This window comes from Rhodococcoides kyotonense (genome assembly GCF_900188125.1).
Taxonomy (GTDB): Bacteria; Actinomycetota; Actinomycetes; order Mycobacteriales; family Mycobacteriaceae; genus Rhodococcoides; species Rhodococcoides kyotonense.
The window spans coordinates 440109-457456 of sequence record NZ_FZOW01000002.1 but is presented as its reverse complement, the minus strand read 5'-3'; the positions used below and the strand labels follow the sequence as shown (position 1 = coordinate 457456).

The window sequence follows — 17348 nt, the reverse complement described above, 5'->3', positions numbered from 1 at the left end:
TCATTGGAGACACAATGCCACCGAGTACGCCTGGCCCGAAGTCGCTGTGGGGGTCGCTGGAATCAGCTGCCGATAGTGGGGACCTCTACCTGAACGCCGAGGCCGCCGCACGGTGCCATGAAGCTTGCACCGACCATCTGGTGAAGCTTAGAGCCCACAAAGAAAAAGCAGAGACTTTGACGGCAGTGAATGGGCTGGGCACTCTCCCATCCGGAATCGCACTTGCGCAGAGGTTTTCGGAGAAGGCAGCGGGCGGACCGAACAACCTCGTCGATGTACTACAGAGTCACATCGATGTGGTCACAGCGATGCAAGCGGTCTTTCAGAAGTTCTTCGACGCCACGACCGACACCGATCAAGCCAATGCCTCAGGAATCGCAGCTCCGGGCGGAAATTGATAACGGGACTGCCGTCGTCGCACAATTCTCATTCGATTTACTGATCCTCATTCGATACATCGAATGAGGATTTGGAATCGACGTGAAGATCGGGCGCTGGACAGGCCGAAAGCCCCTCGCAGCCCATCACCCCGCCGCAACCTGCGCCCGGCTACAGCTCCTGCAATCGGACGGTCCCGTCGTCGTCGATGCTCCACCCCGGGTTGTGGCAGATTTCCCACAGCAGCCCGTTCGGGTCCGCGAAGTGGCCGTGATACCCACCGAACGCGGCCTTCTGCGGTTGCTTGACCAGCGTCCCGCCGGCCTGGACTGCTCGCTCGACGATGGCGTCCACCTCCGCCGGACCGTCGACGTTGTGTGACAACGTCAAGCCGCCGACCTTGGCAGGTCCGCCCACGTGACCGAGGTCCTCGGTGAACTTCTGCGCGTCGAACAGCCCTAGCACCAGTCCGGGCCCGATCTGGAAGAACAGAATCTCGCCGGGCACGTCCAGGAGAGTCGACCAACCGAGTCCGTCACGGTAGAAAGCCCGCGCAGCATCGAGGTCCGGGGTCGCGAGCGTCAAGAAGTGAATGCGCTGATCCATCCACCCATTCTGACGCCTCCCGCCCACATCTGGCAGGCTTTGAACTGGAAGACCTTCTACAGAACAGGGTGAACAGTTGCCGATCGTCGACAACGCTGTCTACGTCGACGGCGTCCGAACCGCCGACCCCGAGAGCCTCGACATCACATACGAAGTGATGCGCGAGCGCAAAGGCATGGCCTGGATCGGGCTGTACCGACCCGAACTGGGGGAAATCAACTCGGTAGCAGCTGAATTCGGACTCCACCGACTCGCTGTCGAAGATGCCATTGCCGCGCACCAGCGACCCAAACTCGAACGGTACGGCGACCAACTGTTCGTCGTGCTGCGTCCTGCCCGCTACATCGACGAAACCGAGAAGGTCGAGTTCGGCGAACTGCACGTCTTCCTCGGGCCAGATTTCGTCATCACCATCCGTCACGCGGAGTCACCCGAGCTGGGCACGGTGCGCAAGCGACTCGAATCCACTCCTGAGTTACTGACGCAGGGAACCCAGGCCGTCCTCTACGCGATCCTCGACCAGGTCGTCGACGAGTACGAACCAGTCGTGCAGGGACTGCAGAACGACATCGACGAAATCGAAGACCAGCTCTTCTCACGCGATCCCACCGTGTCGCGCCGGATCTACACGCTGTCCCGCGAAGTCACTGAATTTCAGCGTGCCGCAGCCCCTTTGGTAGCGATGATCGAGTCACTGAAACGCGGCGAGGACAAGTACGACGTCGACATCGAACTTCAGCGCAACCTCCGCGACGTCCTCGACCACTGCGTTCGCATCACCGAACGCGTCGAAGCGTTCCGCGTCAACCTACAGAACGCACTGCAAACCAATGCGACTCTCGTTGCGCAGCAGCAGAACGACGAGATGCGCGCGATGACGCAGGTCAGCCTGGATCAGACCGAGCAGACGAAGAAGATCTCGTCCTGGGGTGCCATCCTGTTCGCTCCGTCGCTGATCGCCGCAATCTACGGCATGAACTTCGACGACATGCCGGAGCTCAAGTGGCACTTGGGGTATCCCATGGCGCTGCTGATCATGGTGCTGTGCTCGAGCCTGCTCTACGTGGTGTTCAAGCGTCAGAAGTGGTTGTGACGGTTACGTACCCTTCACGTTCAGGATCTGACGCAACTCGTGCTCGACGGTCACGAGATCGACCGCATCCTCCATGACGACGTCGATATCCTTGTAGGCGTCGGGGATCTCGTCGACGAACTCCTCGCCGTCACGAAACTCGATGCCCACCATCCTGTTCCGCAGATCGTCGACGGTGAAACGCTTACGAGCCTCGGTCCGCGAGAACCTCCGACCGGCGCCGTGCGGAGCCGAGCACAGTCCTGACGCACTCCCCTTTCCGACGACGACGTACGACCTCGTCCCCATCGATCCGGGAATGATTGCTTTGACGCCGTCGTGCGCGTCGACGGCCCCCTTACGCGTCAGCCAGACGTCCTTGTTCCCGTGCTTCTCCTTGACGGTGTAGTTGTGATGACAGTTGATCCGTTCGATTTCACGGTGGTCGTCGGTGCCCATCCACGTCGCGAACACGGCCCCGAACCGATCCATCATCTCGGCCCTGTTGAGGTACGCGAACCGCTGCGCCCACCTCAGATCCTTGATGTACCGCCCGAATTCGGGTGTGCCCTCGGGGAGGTATGCAAGATCCTTGTTCGGCAGATCGATCCACCACTGTGCGCACAACCGCTGCGCGACGGCGATGTGCTTCTTCGCGATCTTGTTGCCGACGCCACGGCTACCCGAATGCAAGAACAACCACACGACATCCGTTGTGTCCAAACATAATTCAAGGAAGTGGTTGCCCGAGCCTAGAGATCCGAGCTGCTCCCGCCACTTGGGCGAGTGCGTCAAGTCGACGTCGTTCGACGCAGCAAGACCTTCGAGCTCGGCCAGCTTGGACGCTGTGAATTCCCAGTCGCCGATACCGCGGTTGTAGTTGCCCATAGACAATGGAATGCTTGCTTCGATCGAGAGGCGCAGATCGGCAAGGTTGCGGCCCGCGAGGTCGGACTTCGCGAAAGACGTTCGTACCCCGATCATTCCGCACCCGATGTCGACGCCGACCGCAGCTGGAATCACTGCACCCAACGTTGGAATCACGGTGCCGACGGCACTGCCCATTCCGCTGTGCGCGTCGGGCATCAGCGCGACGTGTGGATGAACGAACGGCATGGATGCGGTCTCCCGCGCCTGCTCCAGAGCGTTGTCGTCGAGATGCGACGCCCAATTGAGCAGCTTCGAGCCCACCTTCTTCGGGGGCATGGTGTTTCCTTTCTGCCCCCGGCGATCGGGAGCGCTATTCGAACAAGTGCTTCACGAACGGGATCGAATCAGCCTGCGACTGAAGCAATGCACCGCTGTGGTCGGTCGGGTAGGTGTGCAGAGTGACGTCCTGCCCGTTGGCCTTCATCTGCGCGACCAGCGAAAGGGCCGCCGGTGCAGGCACATCCACGTCCGTCAGACCTTGGCCGATGAATACTGGTCGGTCGTAGCCGCTCGTCGGCACGCCCATGTAGTCGTTCACCAGTCCGTAGAAGTTCGGAATCTGATTCAGCGGTTTGGCGAACAAATCACCCGACACCACACCGCCGAACTCTTCCTCCGCGTCCAGCACACACAACGTTTCGGATGTGTCGACGGCAGCTCGACCTTCCTCGGTGAGGTACGAATCGATGTCGACCTCTGGATGCGCCGTCCGCAGACCCGACAGGATGTACAGCAGATACGTCGTCAGCGCTTTGCTCGCCCGGACCGGTAGGACGCCGGGACCCAGTGGCAGCAAAGCCAATTCGATATTGGCCGGCACTCCGGTGCCGACGGCACCGCGGTAGTCGAGTTCGGGTCCGCCGAATTCCGTCGCGTATCTGGCCGTCGTGATCGCCGCGCCGCCACCTTGAGACTGGCCGACGACGACCCACTTGTTCGACAGGGAGGCGTCGACCTCTCGTGATGCTTTCACCGAATCGACAACACTGTGGGCCGAGACCTTGCCGTCGAGATACGGCATGAGCCCTGGAGTGCCCAGGCCGACGTAGTCCGTCGCGGCGATCGCGTATCCCTGAGCCAGCCAGGTACCGAGGTATTGACGGTCGCGCTGAGCGTCGGCAGGTCCGATGAGCGAGGGCGCGCAGTTGTCGTCGAGGCCTGATGTTCCGTGAGCCCATCCGATCACGGGCCAGCCGCCGTCGGGCGCGGTGCCTTCGGGGACGAAGAATGCGCCGGTCGAGAGCGCGGGCTCACCGTTCGATCCGATGGTCCAGTACGTGATGCGCTTGGCCTCGGCAGTGCCGGGAAGCCACAGATCCGACGCCAGGGCCTCGACTGCGACGACGGTGCCCGGCGTGCGATCGGCCTCGTCCGCAGACGCAGCGACTGCCGTCGACGTGACGACGAGCAGCGTCAGAGACGCGACGAGCGCGGACCGAAAGGCAGCGAAACGAAAGACAGAGGCGATTGGCACTTCGACACACTAACGGCAGACACGCACCCCCTGCGAGGCCTTTTCGCACGCGGCGACCAGTTGCATCCTCGGCGGTTTTGTGCTCCACGTCTCAAATTGAGACGGATGAGACGCAGATCACGGTGTTCAATCAGCAACACATCTTCCCGACAAGGTCGGCAACCCCGCCGCCCTCGCATCCAGGAGGCGCACTTTGAGCAGGCAGAGCCTTACCAAGGCACACGCGAAGATCTCCGAGCTTACGTGGGAACCCACGTTCGCCACCCCGGCAACTCGCTTCGGCACGGACTACACGTTCGAGAAGGCACCGAAGAAGGACCCGCTCAAGCAGATCATGCGGTCGTACTTCCCGATGGAGGAAGAGAAGGACAACCGGGTCTACGGCGCGATGGACGGCGCGATCCGCGGCAACATGTTCCGCCAGGTCCAGCAGCGCTGGCTCGAATGGCAGAAGCTGTTCCTCTCGATCATTCCGTTCCCCGAGATCTCCGCGGCACGTGCAATGCCGATGGCGATCGACGCCGTCCCGAACCCCGAGATCCACAACGGTCTGGCTGTGCAGATGATCGACGAGGTCCGGCACTCGACGATTCAGATGAATCTCAAGAAGCTGTACATGAACAACTACATCGACCCCGCCGGGTTCGACATGACGGAGAAGGCTTTCGCCAACAATTACGCGGGCACCATCGGCCGCCAGTTCGGTGAAGGATTCATCACCGGTGATGCCATCACCGCCGCGAACATCTATCTGACGGTCGTCGCCGAAACCGCGTTCACGAACACGTTGTTCGTCGCGATGCCCGACGAGGCAGCCGCCAACGGCGACTATTTATTGCCGACGGTCTTCCACTCGGTGCAGTCCGACGAGTCCCGCCACATCTCCAACGGCTACTCGATCCTACTGATGGCACTCGCCGACGAGCGCAATCGTCCACTGCTGGAACGTGATCTGCGGTATGCGTGGTGGAACAACCACTGCGTCGTCGACGCGGCCATCGGCACGTTCATCGAGTACGGCACCAAGGATCGTCGCAAGGACCGCGAGAGCTATGCGGAGATGTGGCGCCGCTGGATCTACGACGACTACTACCGCAGCTACCTCATTCCGCTCGAGAAGTACGGCTTGACGATCCCCCACGACCTGGTCGAGGAGGCATGGAACCGGATCACCAACAAGGGCTACGTGCACGAGGTCGCCAGATTCTTCGCGACGGGATGGCCGGTCAACTACTGGCGCATCGACACCATGACCGACAAGGACTTCGAGTGGTTCGAGCACAAGTACCCGGGCTGGTACAGCAAGTACGGCAAGTGGTGGGAGAACTACAACCGCCTCGCCTACCCGGGCCGTAACAAGCCGATCGCGTTCGAGGAAGTCGGCTACCAGTACCCGCACCGCTGCTGGACGTGCATGGTGCCGGCTCTGATCCGCGAGGACATGGTCGTCGAGAAAGTCGACAACCAGTGGCGCACTTATTGTTCCGAAACCTGCTACTGGACCGACGCGGTCGCGTTCCGGGGCGAGTACGAGGGCAAGGACACCCCGAACATGGGCCGACTCACCGGTTTCCGTGAGTGGGAAACGCTGCACCACGACAAGGATCTCGCCGACATCGTCAAGGATCTCGGATATGTCCGCGACGACGGCAAGACGCTCGTCGGGCAGCCGCATCTCGATCTCGATCCGAAGAAGATGTGGACGTTGGACGACGTCCGCGGCAACACCTTCCAGAGTCCGAACGTGCTGCTGAACCAGATGTCCGACGCGGAGCGGAAAGCGCACATCGCCGAATATCGCGCCGGCGCGACCGCGCCCGCCTGATCCAGGCCCGGTGGGCAGCGCCCGAACCCCTCGGCGCTGCCCACCGTATCCAGCGTGATCGACACATCCACTTCAGGAGACCCTCGTGGCCGACACCCACCGCATCACGTTCGAACCGGTCGACATCGAGATGGACGTCCACGAAGACGAACACATCCTCGACGCGGCATTCCGACAGGGCATCCACCTCATGCACGGCTGCCGCGAGGGCCGCTGTTCGGCCTGCAAGTCGTTCGTGCTCGACGGCGATATTCAGATGGAGAATCACTCGACTTTTGCGTGCAACGAAGCCGAAGAAAACGATGGATTCGTATTGCTCTGCCGTACAAAGGCTTACAGTGACTGCACGATCGAACTGCTCAACTTCGACGAGGACGAACTTCTCAATGGAATTCCGATTCAGAGCGTCACCACCCGTGTCGCGTCACTGGAATCGGTCACCGGCGACATCGTGGCATTGCGGCTCGAGCCCGTCGAACCGGCCGTGTTCGACTTCAAACCGGGTCAGTACGCCGACCTACGAATACCCGATTCCGACGACGTCAGATCGTTCTCCATGGCGTCGACACCCTCGACGCCGAACAATGTCGAATTTCTCATCAAGAAGTATCCCGGTGGCAAGTTCGCCGCACTGCTCGACGACGGGATAACCGTCGGCGACGAGATCGACCTGACTGGACCGTACGGCACGTCGACTCTGAAGGACGGTCACGTCCTGCCAGTGGTGTGCATCGGCGGCGGTGCAGGCATGGCCCCGATCCTGTCGTTGGTTCGGCATATGAGCGAGACCGGGAACACCCGGCCGGTTCACTTCTACTACGGTGCCCGGACACCGAAAGATCTGTTCTACGTCGACGAAATCCGTTCGCTCGGTGAATCTTTGGTCGACTTCACGTTCGTCGCATGTGTGTCCGATGCAGCAGGCGCACAGTCGTCGGGCGCAATTGCCGTCGAGGAAGGCAACGTGACCGATGCAGTAGACCGCCTCGAACCGTCCATAGCGAAGTCGGAGGTCTACCTGTGCGGGCCTCCCCCGATGGTCGACGCAGCACTCGAACTCCTCGACGTCCGAGGCACGCCGTCCGACCAGATCTTCTACGACAAGTTCACCAGCCCGGCGTTCGACTGAAACGAAAGAGGCCAGACATGACCGCATCCCCCGGGGCGAAGCAGCGCAGCTTCCCCACGATCGAGTTCACCGACTCCGAAGCCGGAGCGCTGGACTTTCCCAGCTCGAAAAGCCGGAGCTACAGCTACTACACCCCGGCCAAGCGTCGGGCGACGATGTACGAAGACGTCACCGTCGACGTGCAACCCGACCCCGACCGGCACCTGACGCAGGGCTGGATCTACGGATTCGGCGACGGCCCCGGCGGCTACCCGCAAGAGTGGACGGCTGCCAAGTCGTCGAACTGGCACGAATTTCTCGACCCGAACGAGGAATGGGATCAGACCATCTACCGCAACAATTCTGCGGTGGTGCATCAGGTCGAACTCTGCCTGAGCAATGCGAAAAGAGCACGCGCATACGACGGCTGGAATACCCCGTGGCTCAAGTTCATCGAGCGCAACCTCGGAGCGTGGATGCATGCCGAGAACGGTCTGGCCCTGCACGTGTTCACATCGATTCAGCGGTCGGGCCCGACCAACATGATCAACACGGCCGTGGCGGTGAACGCTGCGCACAAGATGCGGTTCGCTCAGGACCTCGCGTTGTTCAACCTCGATCTATCCGAGGCCGATGTCCCGTTCGACGGGTCGGCCCACGTCGAGGTGTGGAAGAGCGCTCCCGAATGGCAGCCGACGCGAGAAGCCGTCGAACAGCTCACCGCGGTGCCCGACTGGTGCGAGTTGCTGTTCGCGTCGAACATCGTCTTCGAACAGCTCGTGGGTTCACTGTTCCGTACCGAATTGGTGATGCAGATTTCCGCGCGCAACGGTGACTACATCACGCCCACGATCGTCGGCACGGGTGAGCACGATTACGACCGCGACCTCTCCTACACACGCACCCTGTTCCAGCTGCTGACACGAGATCCCGAGCACGGCGACGCCAATCGCGCGCTGTTCGGCGAATGGATGTCGGTGTGGGTGCCGAGATGCCTCGACGCCGCCCGTGCCCTGCAGCCGATCTGGTCGCAGCCGGCCGACAAGGCCGTCACGTTCGCGTCCAGCCTGGACGCCGCAGTCACGAAGTTCACCGTTCTCCTCGAATCCCTCGGCCTCGACATCCCCAAGGAGTTGGCACGATGACCATGCAATTCGGATCGTCCACGGAATTCTCGAACATGTGCGGCGTCACGCTCATGAACACCCCGGTGGGACGCGTCGTCGCCGACGTGATGGGCGCCAAGGACGGCGTCGAACTCACCGAGTACCCGTCGATGATTCGTGTCGACGGCACCAAGCTGCTCTCGTTCGACTACGACGAGCTGACCGACGCTCTCGGCCAGGAGTTCGACGGCTCGGTATTCGAGGAGATCAGCTCGACGCACTACGGCCGAATGGTCCATCTCGACGACAGGACAATGCTTTTCGCCAGTCCCGAGGATGCAGCCGAGTACATCGGGTTCGACCTCGCCGAGATTCCCTGACGCTCTCTCACGAAGGGAACTTCGACATGCACGACGAGAAGACGCGAGACATGTTCCTGCGCAACGCACATCGGGCTGCAATGGAACGATCGATCGCCGCACACCTGGATCGAACAGGCGAAGGTGTCGAGCGGATTCCGACACTCACGCTCCGCGACGTCAGACACGAGAGTCACACCACGACGCTGCTCCAGCGGCGTAGCGCTCTGGGTCTGAGCATCTGTCCCAACAGCCGGATCTTCGTCGACGAACACGGCAAACCTATTTCGCTCGAACAGATTTCGCTGCACCTCTGAGGGAACTTCGTCACCACACCGCTTCGAAAGGAAATACGATGGCCAAGGAATTGCGGTTCAACACCGAGGCGCGCGCCCTACTGGAACAGGGGGTCGACGCCCTCGCCGACGCGGTGAAAGTGACGTTGGGACCGAAGGGGCGCAACGCCGTACTCGAGAAGCTCACCGGGCCACCGACCATCACCAACGACGGCGTCACCATCGCACGTGAGATACAGCTGCGAAATCCGTTCGCCAACATGGGTGCTCAGTTGGTGAAGGAAGTCGCGATGAAGACCAACGGCGTCGTCGGCGACGGCACGACGACGGCGACCGTTCTGGCGCAGGCGATGGTGCGCGAAGGACTGCGAGCCGTCGACGCCGGCGCGAACCCGATGAGGTTGCGACGGGGAATCGAGACCGCTGTGTCCGCCGTCGTCGGGTCACTGCGCGCACAGGCGGTGGACGTGGTGGGCAGCAACGATTTGCAGCGAATCGCCACGTTGGCGGCCAGCGACGACGAGGCGATCGGGCAGTGCGTCGCCAAAGCCGTCGACTACGTCGGAAAGTCCGGAATCGTCACGACCGAGGAGAGTGAAACACTCGGCATGGCAGTCGATGTCGTCGACGGCATCGAGTTCGACCACGGATACATCTCCGGCTACATGATCACCGACCCGGAGCGCGCCGAAGCGGTGCACTACGACCCCGTGATCCTGCTGACCAACAAGAAGATCAACCAGGTGCAGGACATCATGCCGAGCATCGAGGCGGCCAAGCGCGCCGACCGTCCGCTCGTCGTGGTCGCCGAAGACGTCGACGGCCCCGCGCTGCAGTTGCTCGTCGGCGGCAACATGCACAAGACGATGCAGTCGGTCGTCGTCCGAGCTCCCGGTTTCGGACACCGGCGCGTCGCCGAACTCCAGGATCTGGCCATCGCTCTCGGAGGTCAGGTGATCGCCAAGGACACCGGACTCGAACTGTTCGAGGTCACCGTCGACCAGCTCGGATCGTGCGAGAAGATCACCGTCACCGAGCACGCCACGACCATCGTCGGGGCGCGCGGGGACCAGAAGCTTCTCGACGCCCGCGTCTCGCAACTGGAAAGCCAGCTCGAACGCACCAAGATCGACGGCGACCGCGACAGTCTCGAACTCCGGATCGCACGCTTGACCGGCCGCGTTGCCGTCGTCCGTGTGGGAGGCGCGACCAGCGTCGAACTGAAGGAGCGGATGTTGCGCGTCGAGGATGCTGTTGCGGCGTCGAGGGCAGCGTTGGAGTCCGGCATCGTGTCGGGTGGTGGAACCGCTCTGGCTCAATCACACCGAGCGCTGGCCGACTTGGAGCTGACCGGTGACCAAGCCATCGGAGTGGACGTCGTACGCAAGGCACTGGCCGAGCCGCTCCGTTGGATTGCCATCAACGCGGGCTTCGAGGGCGACGACGTCGTCGACGTCGTTACCGACCTACCGTTGGGACACGGATTCAACGCTCTCACAGGCGAGTACGGCGACATGTTCGACGACGGTGTCATCGATCCGTTCAAGGTCACACGCGCAGCTCTCGAGAGCGCCGCTTCGATTGCGGCACTGCTGATCACGACCGAAACGGCAGTCGTCGAGGAAGTTCTCGGCAATCCCGGCGCGATCGTGGCACCGGGCTTCGGCGATCTCGCGGAAGGCATGGTCCGGCCGTCGAACATCTACTAGTCGGAAGCAGGCGATGGCGTCTCTAACGCCATCGCCTTTCCGTGTGCGCACTTCGGTGGCAGCCGGATGATGGAAAACGAGTCGGAAATCGTTTTTCTCCACTAAAATCGGTGGCGCGTACGACTTTCCCTTTATTCGACACGATGGCATGTGAGTTCGCAGATTCGGACAGTGCGCTCGATGTGCAGGCGGGGATCAATGGGCAACCACATACCAGGGCGGGACCTTCGCAAAGCGCGCGAGAGGTTCTTTGCGGACCAGCAGTTCGACGAGTCGGTTCGCGATCCGATTTCCTTCTCCTGGGAACGATCCCGTTCGCTCAACGTCCACCCGGACCGCCTGAGCTTGCCGTACGTTCGCGACCCTGACCTCGACAGTCCGCTGGTCGTCGCGGCCGATCCGGTACTTCGTCAGCTCGCCGACGGGCTGGTCGACGAGCCGGTGTCGGTGATCCTGACGTCCGCCGACGGAGTAGTGCTGGACCGAACGACCGGGAGCGGGGAACTGATCAGGCGGCTCGACACCGTCAATCTCGCTCCCGGTTTCAGCTATTCCGAACAATTCGCCGGCACCAACGGAATCGGAACCGCACTCGAGACTCGGCAACCCACCCTGGTGTCCGGGGCCGAACACTACGTCGAGGATCTGGGCGGACTCGTCTGCGCGGGCGTGCCGATCATCCATCCCATCAGCGGAACGGTCGTCGGCGTTCTCGACGTCACCGGATGGGTCGACGACGGCGCCCCGCTGCTGGTCACGTTGGCTCGCTCTGCCACCGCGCAGATAGAGGGGCGCTTGCTGTCGCAGTCGAGCGAGGAGCAGACCGCACTGCTCAACGCCTACCTCCGCGCGTGTCGACGCTCGCCCCAAGTCGGAGTGCTCGCTCTGGGTGACGACATCGTGCTGCTCAACAAGAGACTGCGCAGGGCGCTCGCTCCCCAGGATCAGGCTGCCGTCGTCGAACACGCAGCCGATCTGACCAACGGCGCCGGAAGCCAGTACGTACTCACTTTGCCGGGCGGACAGTCGGTTCGGCTGTCACGGGCGATGGACACCACCCTGTCCTCGCGTCGGGGAATGGCGGTGTATCACGCGTATCTCATGGGGCCGGTCACGACGCACATCGCCGTCGACAGGGCCAAAGCGCTCCCCGGGATCGTCGGCGACAGCTCGTCGTGGAGACACAGCTGTCAGCAGATCGCACAGTGTGCCAAACAACAGGAATGGGTGGCTGTGTCCGGTGAACCGGGAAGTGGCCGGTTCAGCATTCTCAAAGCATCTGCGATACAGCATATTTCGACCAAGACGGTCTTCTTCTCCGCGATCGGCCTCATGGAGGCGGACACTATGCGCTCGCTCGAGTACGAGCTGGAGCAGGACGGATTCAGTGTCATCATTCGCGACGTCGACGAATTGCCCGACGAGCAACAACGTTCCATCGCCGACATCGTTCAGGGACGCGAACACGCAGGCTGGATCGGAGTGACGATCGGCGCAGGGGCGGACCGAAACGACAGCGACGCCCTCGTACTCCCGTTCTTCGCCCACACCGTGCACGTGCCTGCTCTCCGGCACCGCATCGAGGATCTGCACAAACTGATCCCGTACATCCTTCGCCAGCTCAGCCACGGTCGCGAATTGACTCTCTCCCACGCAGCAATCCGACAACTGACGAAGTACAGCTGGCCGGGCAACGTCGCCCAGTTACGCGAGATACTGCAGGAAATCGTGCAGAACCAGAGGTCGGGCACAGCCGACATCGACAAGCTGCCCCCGATCACCCGGTCCCTGAGCCGTCGAACGCTCACCCCGATGGAAGCGCTCAACCGAGACGCCATCGTGCGCAGCCTCGAAAGCAACGGGGGAAGCAAACAGGCCGCGGCCGATGCACTCGGCATGTCGCGGGCCACCATCTACCGGCGGATCCGCGAGTTCGGCATCGATCTCTGACCTCACCGGCCAGGAGCCTGGTCACGTTAGGTGAGCGAGGGCGGCCTTCGGTCACCCCGGGTGAGCGAGGGCCCCATTCGGTCACCCCAGCTGAGCGAGGGCGGCCTTCGGTCACCCCAGCTGAGCGAGGGCCCCATTCAGTCACTTCAAGTGACCACATGTCACATTCGCTCACAACCATGGCCAGGGGCAACCAGACGGCTAACTCGGGTCGTACGCGCCCGTTCGTACGGCCTTGACGAGCCGGCGCGGGACGCGGAAGTCCTGACCCCCCACACGGACGGTCACGAGATCCGGTGCGACAGCTTTCCACTGCGCCCGACGGCTCCTGGTGTTCGAGCGGGACATCTTCCTCTTCGGAACGGCCATGGCTCAGGCGTCCTTTCGTGTGCGGCGCCCGTAGCGCTTCTCGAACTTCTCGACGCGGCCCTGGGTGTCCATGATGCGGGCGGCTCCGGTCCAGAAGGGATGGGATTCGGAGGTGACGTCGACGATCACCAGCGGATAGGTGTTGCCGTCTTCCCATTCGACTTCGCGGGTCGATGTGATGGTGGAGCGGGTGAGGAATTTGCTTCCTGTGCCCGCGTCCTGGAAGACGACCGGATGGTAGTCGGGGTGGATTCCTGGCTTCATTCTGTTGCCTCTCTGGATTGCTCCGAATACGGAGATTCTGTTGTCTCGCAGGGATCTTCGTGGAACTGCCCGAACGGGTCGTTCCACGTTGCCCACCGATTGGGAGTGAGCATTTCGTCGTCGGACACCAAGGCCCACTGCAGTGTTCGGTCGATCTCCGACGGGTCGGCCGCGTGCACCAACACCACCATCGAGGTGTCCCTGTCACCGAACTCGTCGTCCCACCGCAGTGCCGCCATCGCACGACGCGTCGTGTCGACCTGGTCCTGTTCTTCGGGAGTCATTGCAGCGAGCCACTTTCCGGCGCTCGCGACGCGTAGTCCCCCACCGGCGGATTCGATCCACAGGGCCTCGTCGGGTTGTGTTGCGACCCAGGCTCGTCCGCGTGCGGTGACGACTCCGTCGAGCAGAACGTCGATGGCCTCGTGCAGGCGCTCAGGATGGAACGGCCTCGTGGCAGTGAATTCGACGAGCGTGACCCCGCAGTCGGCCGTCAACGGCGGCTGTCCCCGCAGCAGCGGCGAGAACGCGTCGGAAATCTCGCCGCGACGCGCATCGAACGGCACCGCAGCGAGCAAGGCTTCCGCGTCGAGCGTGTCACCAGGTCCCGCCCAGGCGACGGGTGCCCCAGGTGCAAGACGCGTGAGAACGGCGCCGAGTTTCGCGCGTTCCCAGCCGTCGACCTCCGGCCCTGCAGAGACGACCAGCGCGTCGGCGTAATCGACCTGTCCGACGACGAGTTGTGCGACGGTCCGGTCGTCGTCTCCGCTCGCGACGATGCCGCGGTCGGCGAGGGCGTCGTCGCCCGAGGCGTCGGCGAGCCATGTCGACGCGTCGAGGCAATCGACGACCGCGGAGATGCGCACGTCGCGGGACGCCGACCCGTCGACCTGACCGACAACACCGGCGACGACGACGTTCTCGATCGCCCAGCAGAGCGCCTCGGGTTCGAGGGCGGGGTCCATGGCGACAACGATGCGGTCGATCGAGCTGCGCCGGGCGAGTTTCCTCAGCAACGGCAGCAGATCCTCGCGGAGCGTGCACGACACGCAGCCGTGCGCCAACTCCAGAATGGTCTCGCGAGGACTTTCGCCCGCCGCATAGAGAGTTCGCCGGACGACGCCCTCGTATACGCGGCTCAGATCATGTCGGACGGCGACGGTTCCCGGTGCGAGCAATGCCGTCGTCACATCCTCCATGGCCCCCGTCCAACCGGACACGAGCACGAGTGGTGTGCGACCGTCCACGAGAAATCCCTTCTATCGACAACGATTGTCATTTCGTACAGATGCACGCTACATTCGAATCAACGCTTTGTCGAAAACGATTGTCACAACCGCTAGAGAGGAACGCGCATGTCCGCGCACTGCCAGGTGACGGGGAGGAAGCCGGGGTTCGGCAAGTCCGTCTCGCACTCACACGTCAGGACCAGCCGCCGCTGGGATCCGAACATCCAGAAGAAGACGTATTTCGTTCCGAGCCTCGGCCGACGCGTCACGCTGACGCTCTCGGCGAAAGGCATCAAGACGATCGATCGTGACGGCATCGACGCCGTCGTCGCGAAGCTCGTCGCACGAGGGGAGAAGTTCTGATGGGCAAGAGCACCGACGTCCGCCCGATCATCAAGCTCAAGTCGACCGCAGGCACCGGGTACACGTACGTGACCAGGAAGAACCGTCGTAACGACCCCGACCGCATCGTGCTGAAGAAGTACGATCCCGTCGCCCGCAAGCACGTCGATTTCCGAGAGGAGCGCTGATATGGCGAAGAAGTCGAAGATCGCGAAGAACGAACAGCGCAAGGTCGTCGTCGCACGCTGGGCGGCACGTCGGAGCGAACTGAAGGAGATCATTCGTAGGCCCTCGACACCCGATTCCGAGCGCGCCGACGCTCAGGCGGCACTGCAGCGTCTGCCGCGCGACGCGAGTCCGGTACGATTGCGCAATCGTGACGCTGCGGATGGACGTCCGCGCGGTCACCTCCGGAAATTCGGACTGTCTCGTGTGAAGGTGCGCGAGATGGCTCACCGGGGGGAGCTGCCAGGCGTCCACAAGTCGAGCTGGTAAGGGAAAAGGTACGCAATGGCAGTCAAGAGAGCACCGTCGAAGAAGGTCCGCGCAGAAGCAGGCCGTCGACCGAAGAAGAACCCGCTGAACGCCGCCAAGGTCACCACGGTGGACTACAAGGACATCAACCTCCTTCGCCAGTTCATCTCCGACCGCGGCAAGATCCGTAGCCGTCGCGTTACGGGCCTGACCCCGCAGCAGCAGCGTCAGGTTGCCGTCGCCGTCAAGAATGCTCGTGAGATGGCGCTGCTGCCGTTCACCAGCCGCTAGAGACTCTGTACAGAAAGGCCACACACCACTGGGTGTGTGGCCTTTCTGCGTAAGCACTAGAGTTAGCTCGCCACTGCAACCGAGCCCAGAATCGAGAACCCCAAGCCCTCATGTCCGGTGTTCTCGAGGGTTTCACGGTCATCTTCATCGTCATCGCGCTCGGGTATGTGCTGGCTCGTCGAGGGGTCCTCGGCCCGCACGGGCAATTCGTACTGAGCCGCCTCGTCTTCTACGTCGCGACGCCCGCGCTCCTGTTCGTCACGCTTGCGACGTCGGATCTGGCCGTCATCCTGTCGCCGATTCTCGTCGTCGCCGGAGTCACGGCGTTGGTCGTCGGGACGATCTATTTCGTCATCGCCAAGGTCGTGCTGAAACGTGCGGTCCCGGAGGCGACGGTCGGCGGGCTCGCGTCGTCGTACGTCAATGCCGCCAACCTCGGTATCCCGATCGCGGTCTTCGTCCTGGGTGACGCCAACTTCGTCGCGCCTCTCCTGCTGTTCCAGATCATGGTGTATTCGCCCTTGGCGCTGACCATCTTGGATCTGTCGACGATGGGCAAGAAGGCGTCGATCCGCAACATCGTCGTGACGCCGTTCAAGAACCCGATCGTGCTCGCCGGCGCGGCGGGACTGCTGTTGTCGATCTTCGGCATCGAGCTTCCCGAAGCGCTGATGCAACCGTTCGATCTCGTCGGCGGCGCTGCGGTACCCGGTGCGCTGTTGGCGTTCGGGCTCTCGCTCCACGGGACTCGGGTCCTGCAGAAGGGCACGAGTCCTCGACGCGACGTGGTCATCGCGTCGTCGCTCAAGATGGTCCTGCAGCCGGCACTCGGGTTCGGAATGGCCGTCGCTATGGGCCTCGAAGGCCACGAGCTCTTCGCCATCACCGTCATCTCCGCACTGCCGACCGCACAGAACGTCTTCGTGTTCGCCAACCGCTACAACCGCGGTGTCGTCCTCGCGAGGGATACCGCCTTCGTCACGACGCTCATCTCGATCCCCGTCATCGCCTTGGTGACGGCTTTCCTGGCCTGAGCGGATACTCACCATGTCCAAAGGTTCTACTCAGCTGCCGGCGCTACGTTGGTGGCATGAGGTTAGTGGCTGCGGGACTCATGCTGTGTGTCCTGCTCGGCGGCTGTAGCAGCCAAGCGGCATCCGACGACTCGGACGCCGATTCGACGACGAGCAACGCCCCCGCTGCGCTGATGCACACCCCGAGCGCACCGCCCGTCCCCGTCGAGGTTCCGGTCGGTGAAGTCGGCACGATGTTCGACTCCACTCCGGGGTTGGTGCGTGCGACGTCGACGCCGTTCGAATCGTGGAGTCAGATCTCCCCCAACACCATCGCCATTCACTTCGTCACCGGCACGCCGGAGTGCTACGGCGCCGAAGCGCAGGTCACCGAAACGGATTCGGAAGTGATCGTCGCGCTGCGTACGGGAACTCTGCCCGAGGCGGCCGACAAGGCCTGCATCATGGTCGCCGTCTACGGAACGATGCAGATGACGCTGCAATCGCCCGTCGGCGACCGCGCTGTCGTCAACGCTGCCTGAGAGTAATCTGC

General features: G+C 62.5%; 21 protein-coding genes. 15 read left to right on the top strand and 6 right to left on the bottom strand.

What is annotated here, in order from left to right:
* Positions 1–185 precede the first annotated feature (185 nt).
* A complete protein-coding gene (locus tag CHB96_RS30030) occupies positions 186–398 on the top strand; it encodes a hypothetical protein (protein ID WP_245865273.1) in 213 nt (70 codons plus the stop codon).
* Positions 399–549: 151 nt separating this feature from the next.
* Here the strand turns inward: CHB96_RS30030 and CHB96_RS04985 are convergent, their stop codons facing one another.
* On the bottom strand, positions 550–984 hold the full coding sequence (locus tag CHB96_RS04985; RefSeq protein ID WP_089243622.1) for a VOC family protein: 435 nt from the start codon (positions 982–984) through the stop codon (positions 550–552).
* A gap of 76 nt (positions 985–1060) precedes the next feature.
* Here CHB96_RS04985 and CHB96_RS04980 point away from each other — a divergent pair, with 76 nt between their 5' ends.
* Positions 1061–2077: a magnesium and cobalt transport protein CorA gene (locus CHB96_RS04980; RefSeq protein WP_089243620.1), complete on the top strand. Its 1017-nt coding sequence runs from the start codon at positions 1061–1063 to the stop codon at positions 2075–2077.
* 3 nt (positions 2078–2080) lie between these two features.
* Here CHB96_RS04980 and CHB96_RS04975 read toward each other — a convergent pair whose 3' ends face one another.
* On the bottom strand, positions 2081–3262 hold the full coding sequence (locus CHB96_RS04975) for an RtcB family protein (protein WP_089243618.1): 1182 nt from the start codon (positions 3260–3262) through the stop codon (positions 2081–2083).
* A 34-nt stretch (positions 3263–3296) separates the two neighbouring features.
* Positions 3297–4454 carry a lipase family protein gene (locus CHB96_RS04970; protein WP_089243919.1) on the bottom strand — a complete coding sequence of 386 codons (1158 nt, stop codon included), beginning with the start codon at positions 4452–4454 and terminating at the stop codon, positions 3297–3299.
* A 199-nt stretch (positions 4455–4653) separates the two neighbouring features.
* Here CHB96_RS04970 and CHB96_RS04965 point away from each other — a divergent pair, with 199 nt between their 5' ends.
* From CHB96_RS04965 to CHB96_RS04935, 7 genes are all read left to right on the top strand, one after another.
* Entirely contained in the window at positions 4654–6285 is a 1632-nt protein-coding gene (locus CHB96_RS04965; protein WP_089243616.1) for a ferritin family protein, read from the top strand.
* A gap of 85 nt (positions 6286–6370) precedes the next feature.
* Positions 6371–7414: a 2Fe-2S iron-sulfur cluster-binding protein gene (locus CHB96_RS04960; protein ID WP_089243614.1), complete on the top strand. Its 1044-nt coding sequence runs from the start codon at positions 6371–6373 to the stop codon at positions 7412–7414.
* Between the two features lie 17 nt (positions 7415–7431).
* Positions 7432–8538: an aromatic/alkene monooxygenase hydroxylase subunit beta gene (locus tag CHB96_RS04955; RefSeq protein ID WP_089243612.1), complete on the top strand. Its 1107-nt coding sequence runs from the start codon at positions 7432–7434 to the stop codon at positions 8536–8538.
* Complete coding sequence (gene mimD, locus CHB96_RS04950; RefSeq protein WP_089243610.1) at positions 8535–8879, top strand: propane 2-monooxygenase effector subunit MimD; 345 nt, start codon at positions 8535–8537, stop codon at positions 8877–8879. Before CHB96_RS04955 ends, mimD begins: the two co-directional genes overlap by 4 nt.
* A gap of 26 nt (positions 8880–8905) precedes the next feature.
* Positions 8906–9175: a hypothetical protein gene (locus CHB96_RS04945; RefSeq protein ID WP_089243608.1), complete on the top strand. Its 270-nt coding sequence runs from the start codon at positions 8906–8908 to the stop codon at positions 9173–9175.
* Between the two features lie 38 nt (positions 9176–9213).
* Complete coding sequence (gene groL, locus CHB96_RS04940) at positions 9214–10863, top strand: chaperonin GroEL (RefSeq protein WP_089243606.1); 1650 nt, start codon at positions 9214–9216, stop codon at positions 10861–10863.
* Positions 10864–11061: 198 nt separating this feature from the next.
* The gene (locus tag CHB96_RS04935; protein ID WP_176444134.1) at positions 11062–12813 is read left to right on the top strand and encodes a sigma-54-dependent Fis family transcriptional regulator; all 1752 of its coding nucleotides are present in this window, start codon (positions 11062–11064) and stop codon (positions 12811–12813) included.
* 201 nt (positions 12814–13014) lie between these two features.
* Here the strand turns inward: CHB96_RS04935 and rpmF are convergent, their stop codons facing one another.
* Genes rpmF through mrf form a run of 3 tightly spaced genes read right to left on the bottom strand, consistent with a single transcriptional unit; the run spans position 13015 to position 14693 of the window.
* Positions 13015–13182 carry a 50S ribosomal protein L32 gene (rpmF, locus tag CHB96_RS04930; RefSeq protein WP_089243604.1) on the bottom strand — a complete coding sequence of 56 codons (168 nt, stop codon included), beginning with the start codon at positions 13180–13182 and terminating at the stop codon, positions 13015–13017.
* A gap of 3 nt (positions 13183–13185) precedes the next feature.
* Complete coding sequence (locus CHB96_RS04925) at positions 13186–13446, bottom strand: type B 50S ribosomal protein L31 (RefSeq protein ID WP_089243602.1); 261 nt, start codon at positions 13444–13446, stop codon at positions 13186–13188.
* On the bottom strand, positions 13443–14693 hold the full coding sequence (gene mrf, locus CHB96_RS04920) for a ribosome hibernation factor-recruiting GTPase MRF (protein WP_089243600.1): 1251 nt from the start codon (positions 14691–14693) through the stop codon (positions 13443–13445). Before mrf ends, CHB96_RS04925 begins: the two co-directional genes overlap by 4 nt.
* Positions 14694–14801: 108 nt before the next feature.
* On the opposite strand from mrf, the gene rpmB reads away from it, so the two are divergent.
* The 6 genes from rpmB (at position 14802) to CHB96_RS04890 (ending at position 17337) form a co-directional block, all read left to right on the top strand.
* Positions 14802–15038: a 50S ribosomal protein L28 gene (gene rpmB / locus CHB96_RS04915; protein WP_089243598.1), complete on the top strand. Its 237-nt coding sequence runs from the start codon at positions 14802–14804 to the stop codon at positions 15036–15038.
* Positions 15035–15205: a 50S ribosomal protein L33 gene (gene rpmG, locus CHB96_RS04910; protein WP_176444160.1), complete on the top strand. Its 171-nt coding sequence runs from the start codon at positions 15035–15037 to the stop codon at positions 15203–15205. The genes rpmB and rpmG overlap by 4 nt, the downstream gene beginning before the upstream one ends.
* Before the next feature lies 1 nt (position 15206).
* The gene (rpsN, locus tag CHB96_RS04905; protein ID WP_089243594.1) at positions 15207–15512 is read left to right on the top strand and encodes a 30S ribosomal protein S14; all 306 of its coding nucleotides are present in this window, start codon (positions 15207–15209) and stop codon (positions 15510–15512) included.
* Positions 15513–15527: 15 nt separating this feature from the next.
* Positions 15528–15782 (top strand): 30S ribosomal protein S18, encoded by a 255-nt coding sequence (rpsR, locus tag CHB96_RS04900; RefSeq protein ID WP_008719028.1) that lies wholly within the window; start codon positions 15528–15530, stop codon positions 15780–15782.
* 110 nt (positions 15783–15892) lie between these two features.
* Complete coding sequence (locus tag CHB96_RS04895) at positions 15893–16816, top strand: AEC family transporter (protein ID WP_089243592.1); 924 nt, start codon at positions 15893–15895, stop codon at positions 16814–16816.
* A gap of 56 nt (positions 16817–16872) precedes the next feature.
* The gene (locus tag CHB96_RS04890; RefSeq protein ID WP_089243590.1) at positions 16873–17337 is read left to right on the top strand and encodes a hypothetical protein; all 465 of its coding nucleotides are present in this window, start codon (positions 16873–16875) and stop codon (positions 17335–17337) included.
* Positions 17338–17348 lie beyond the last annotated feature (11 nt).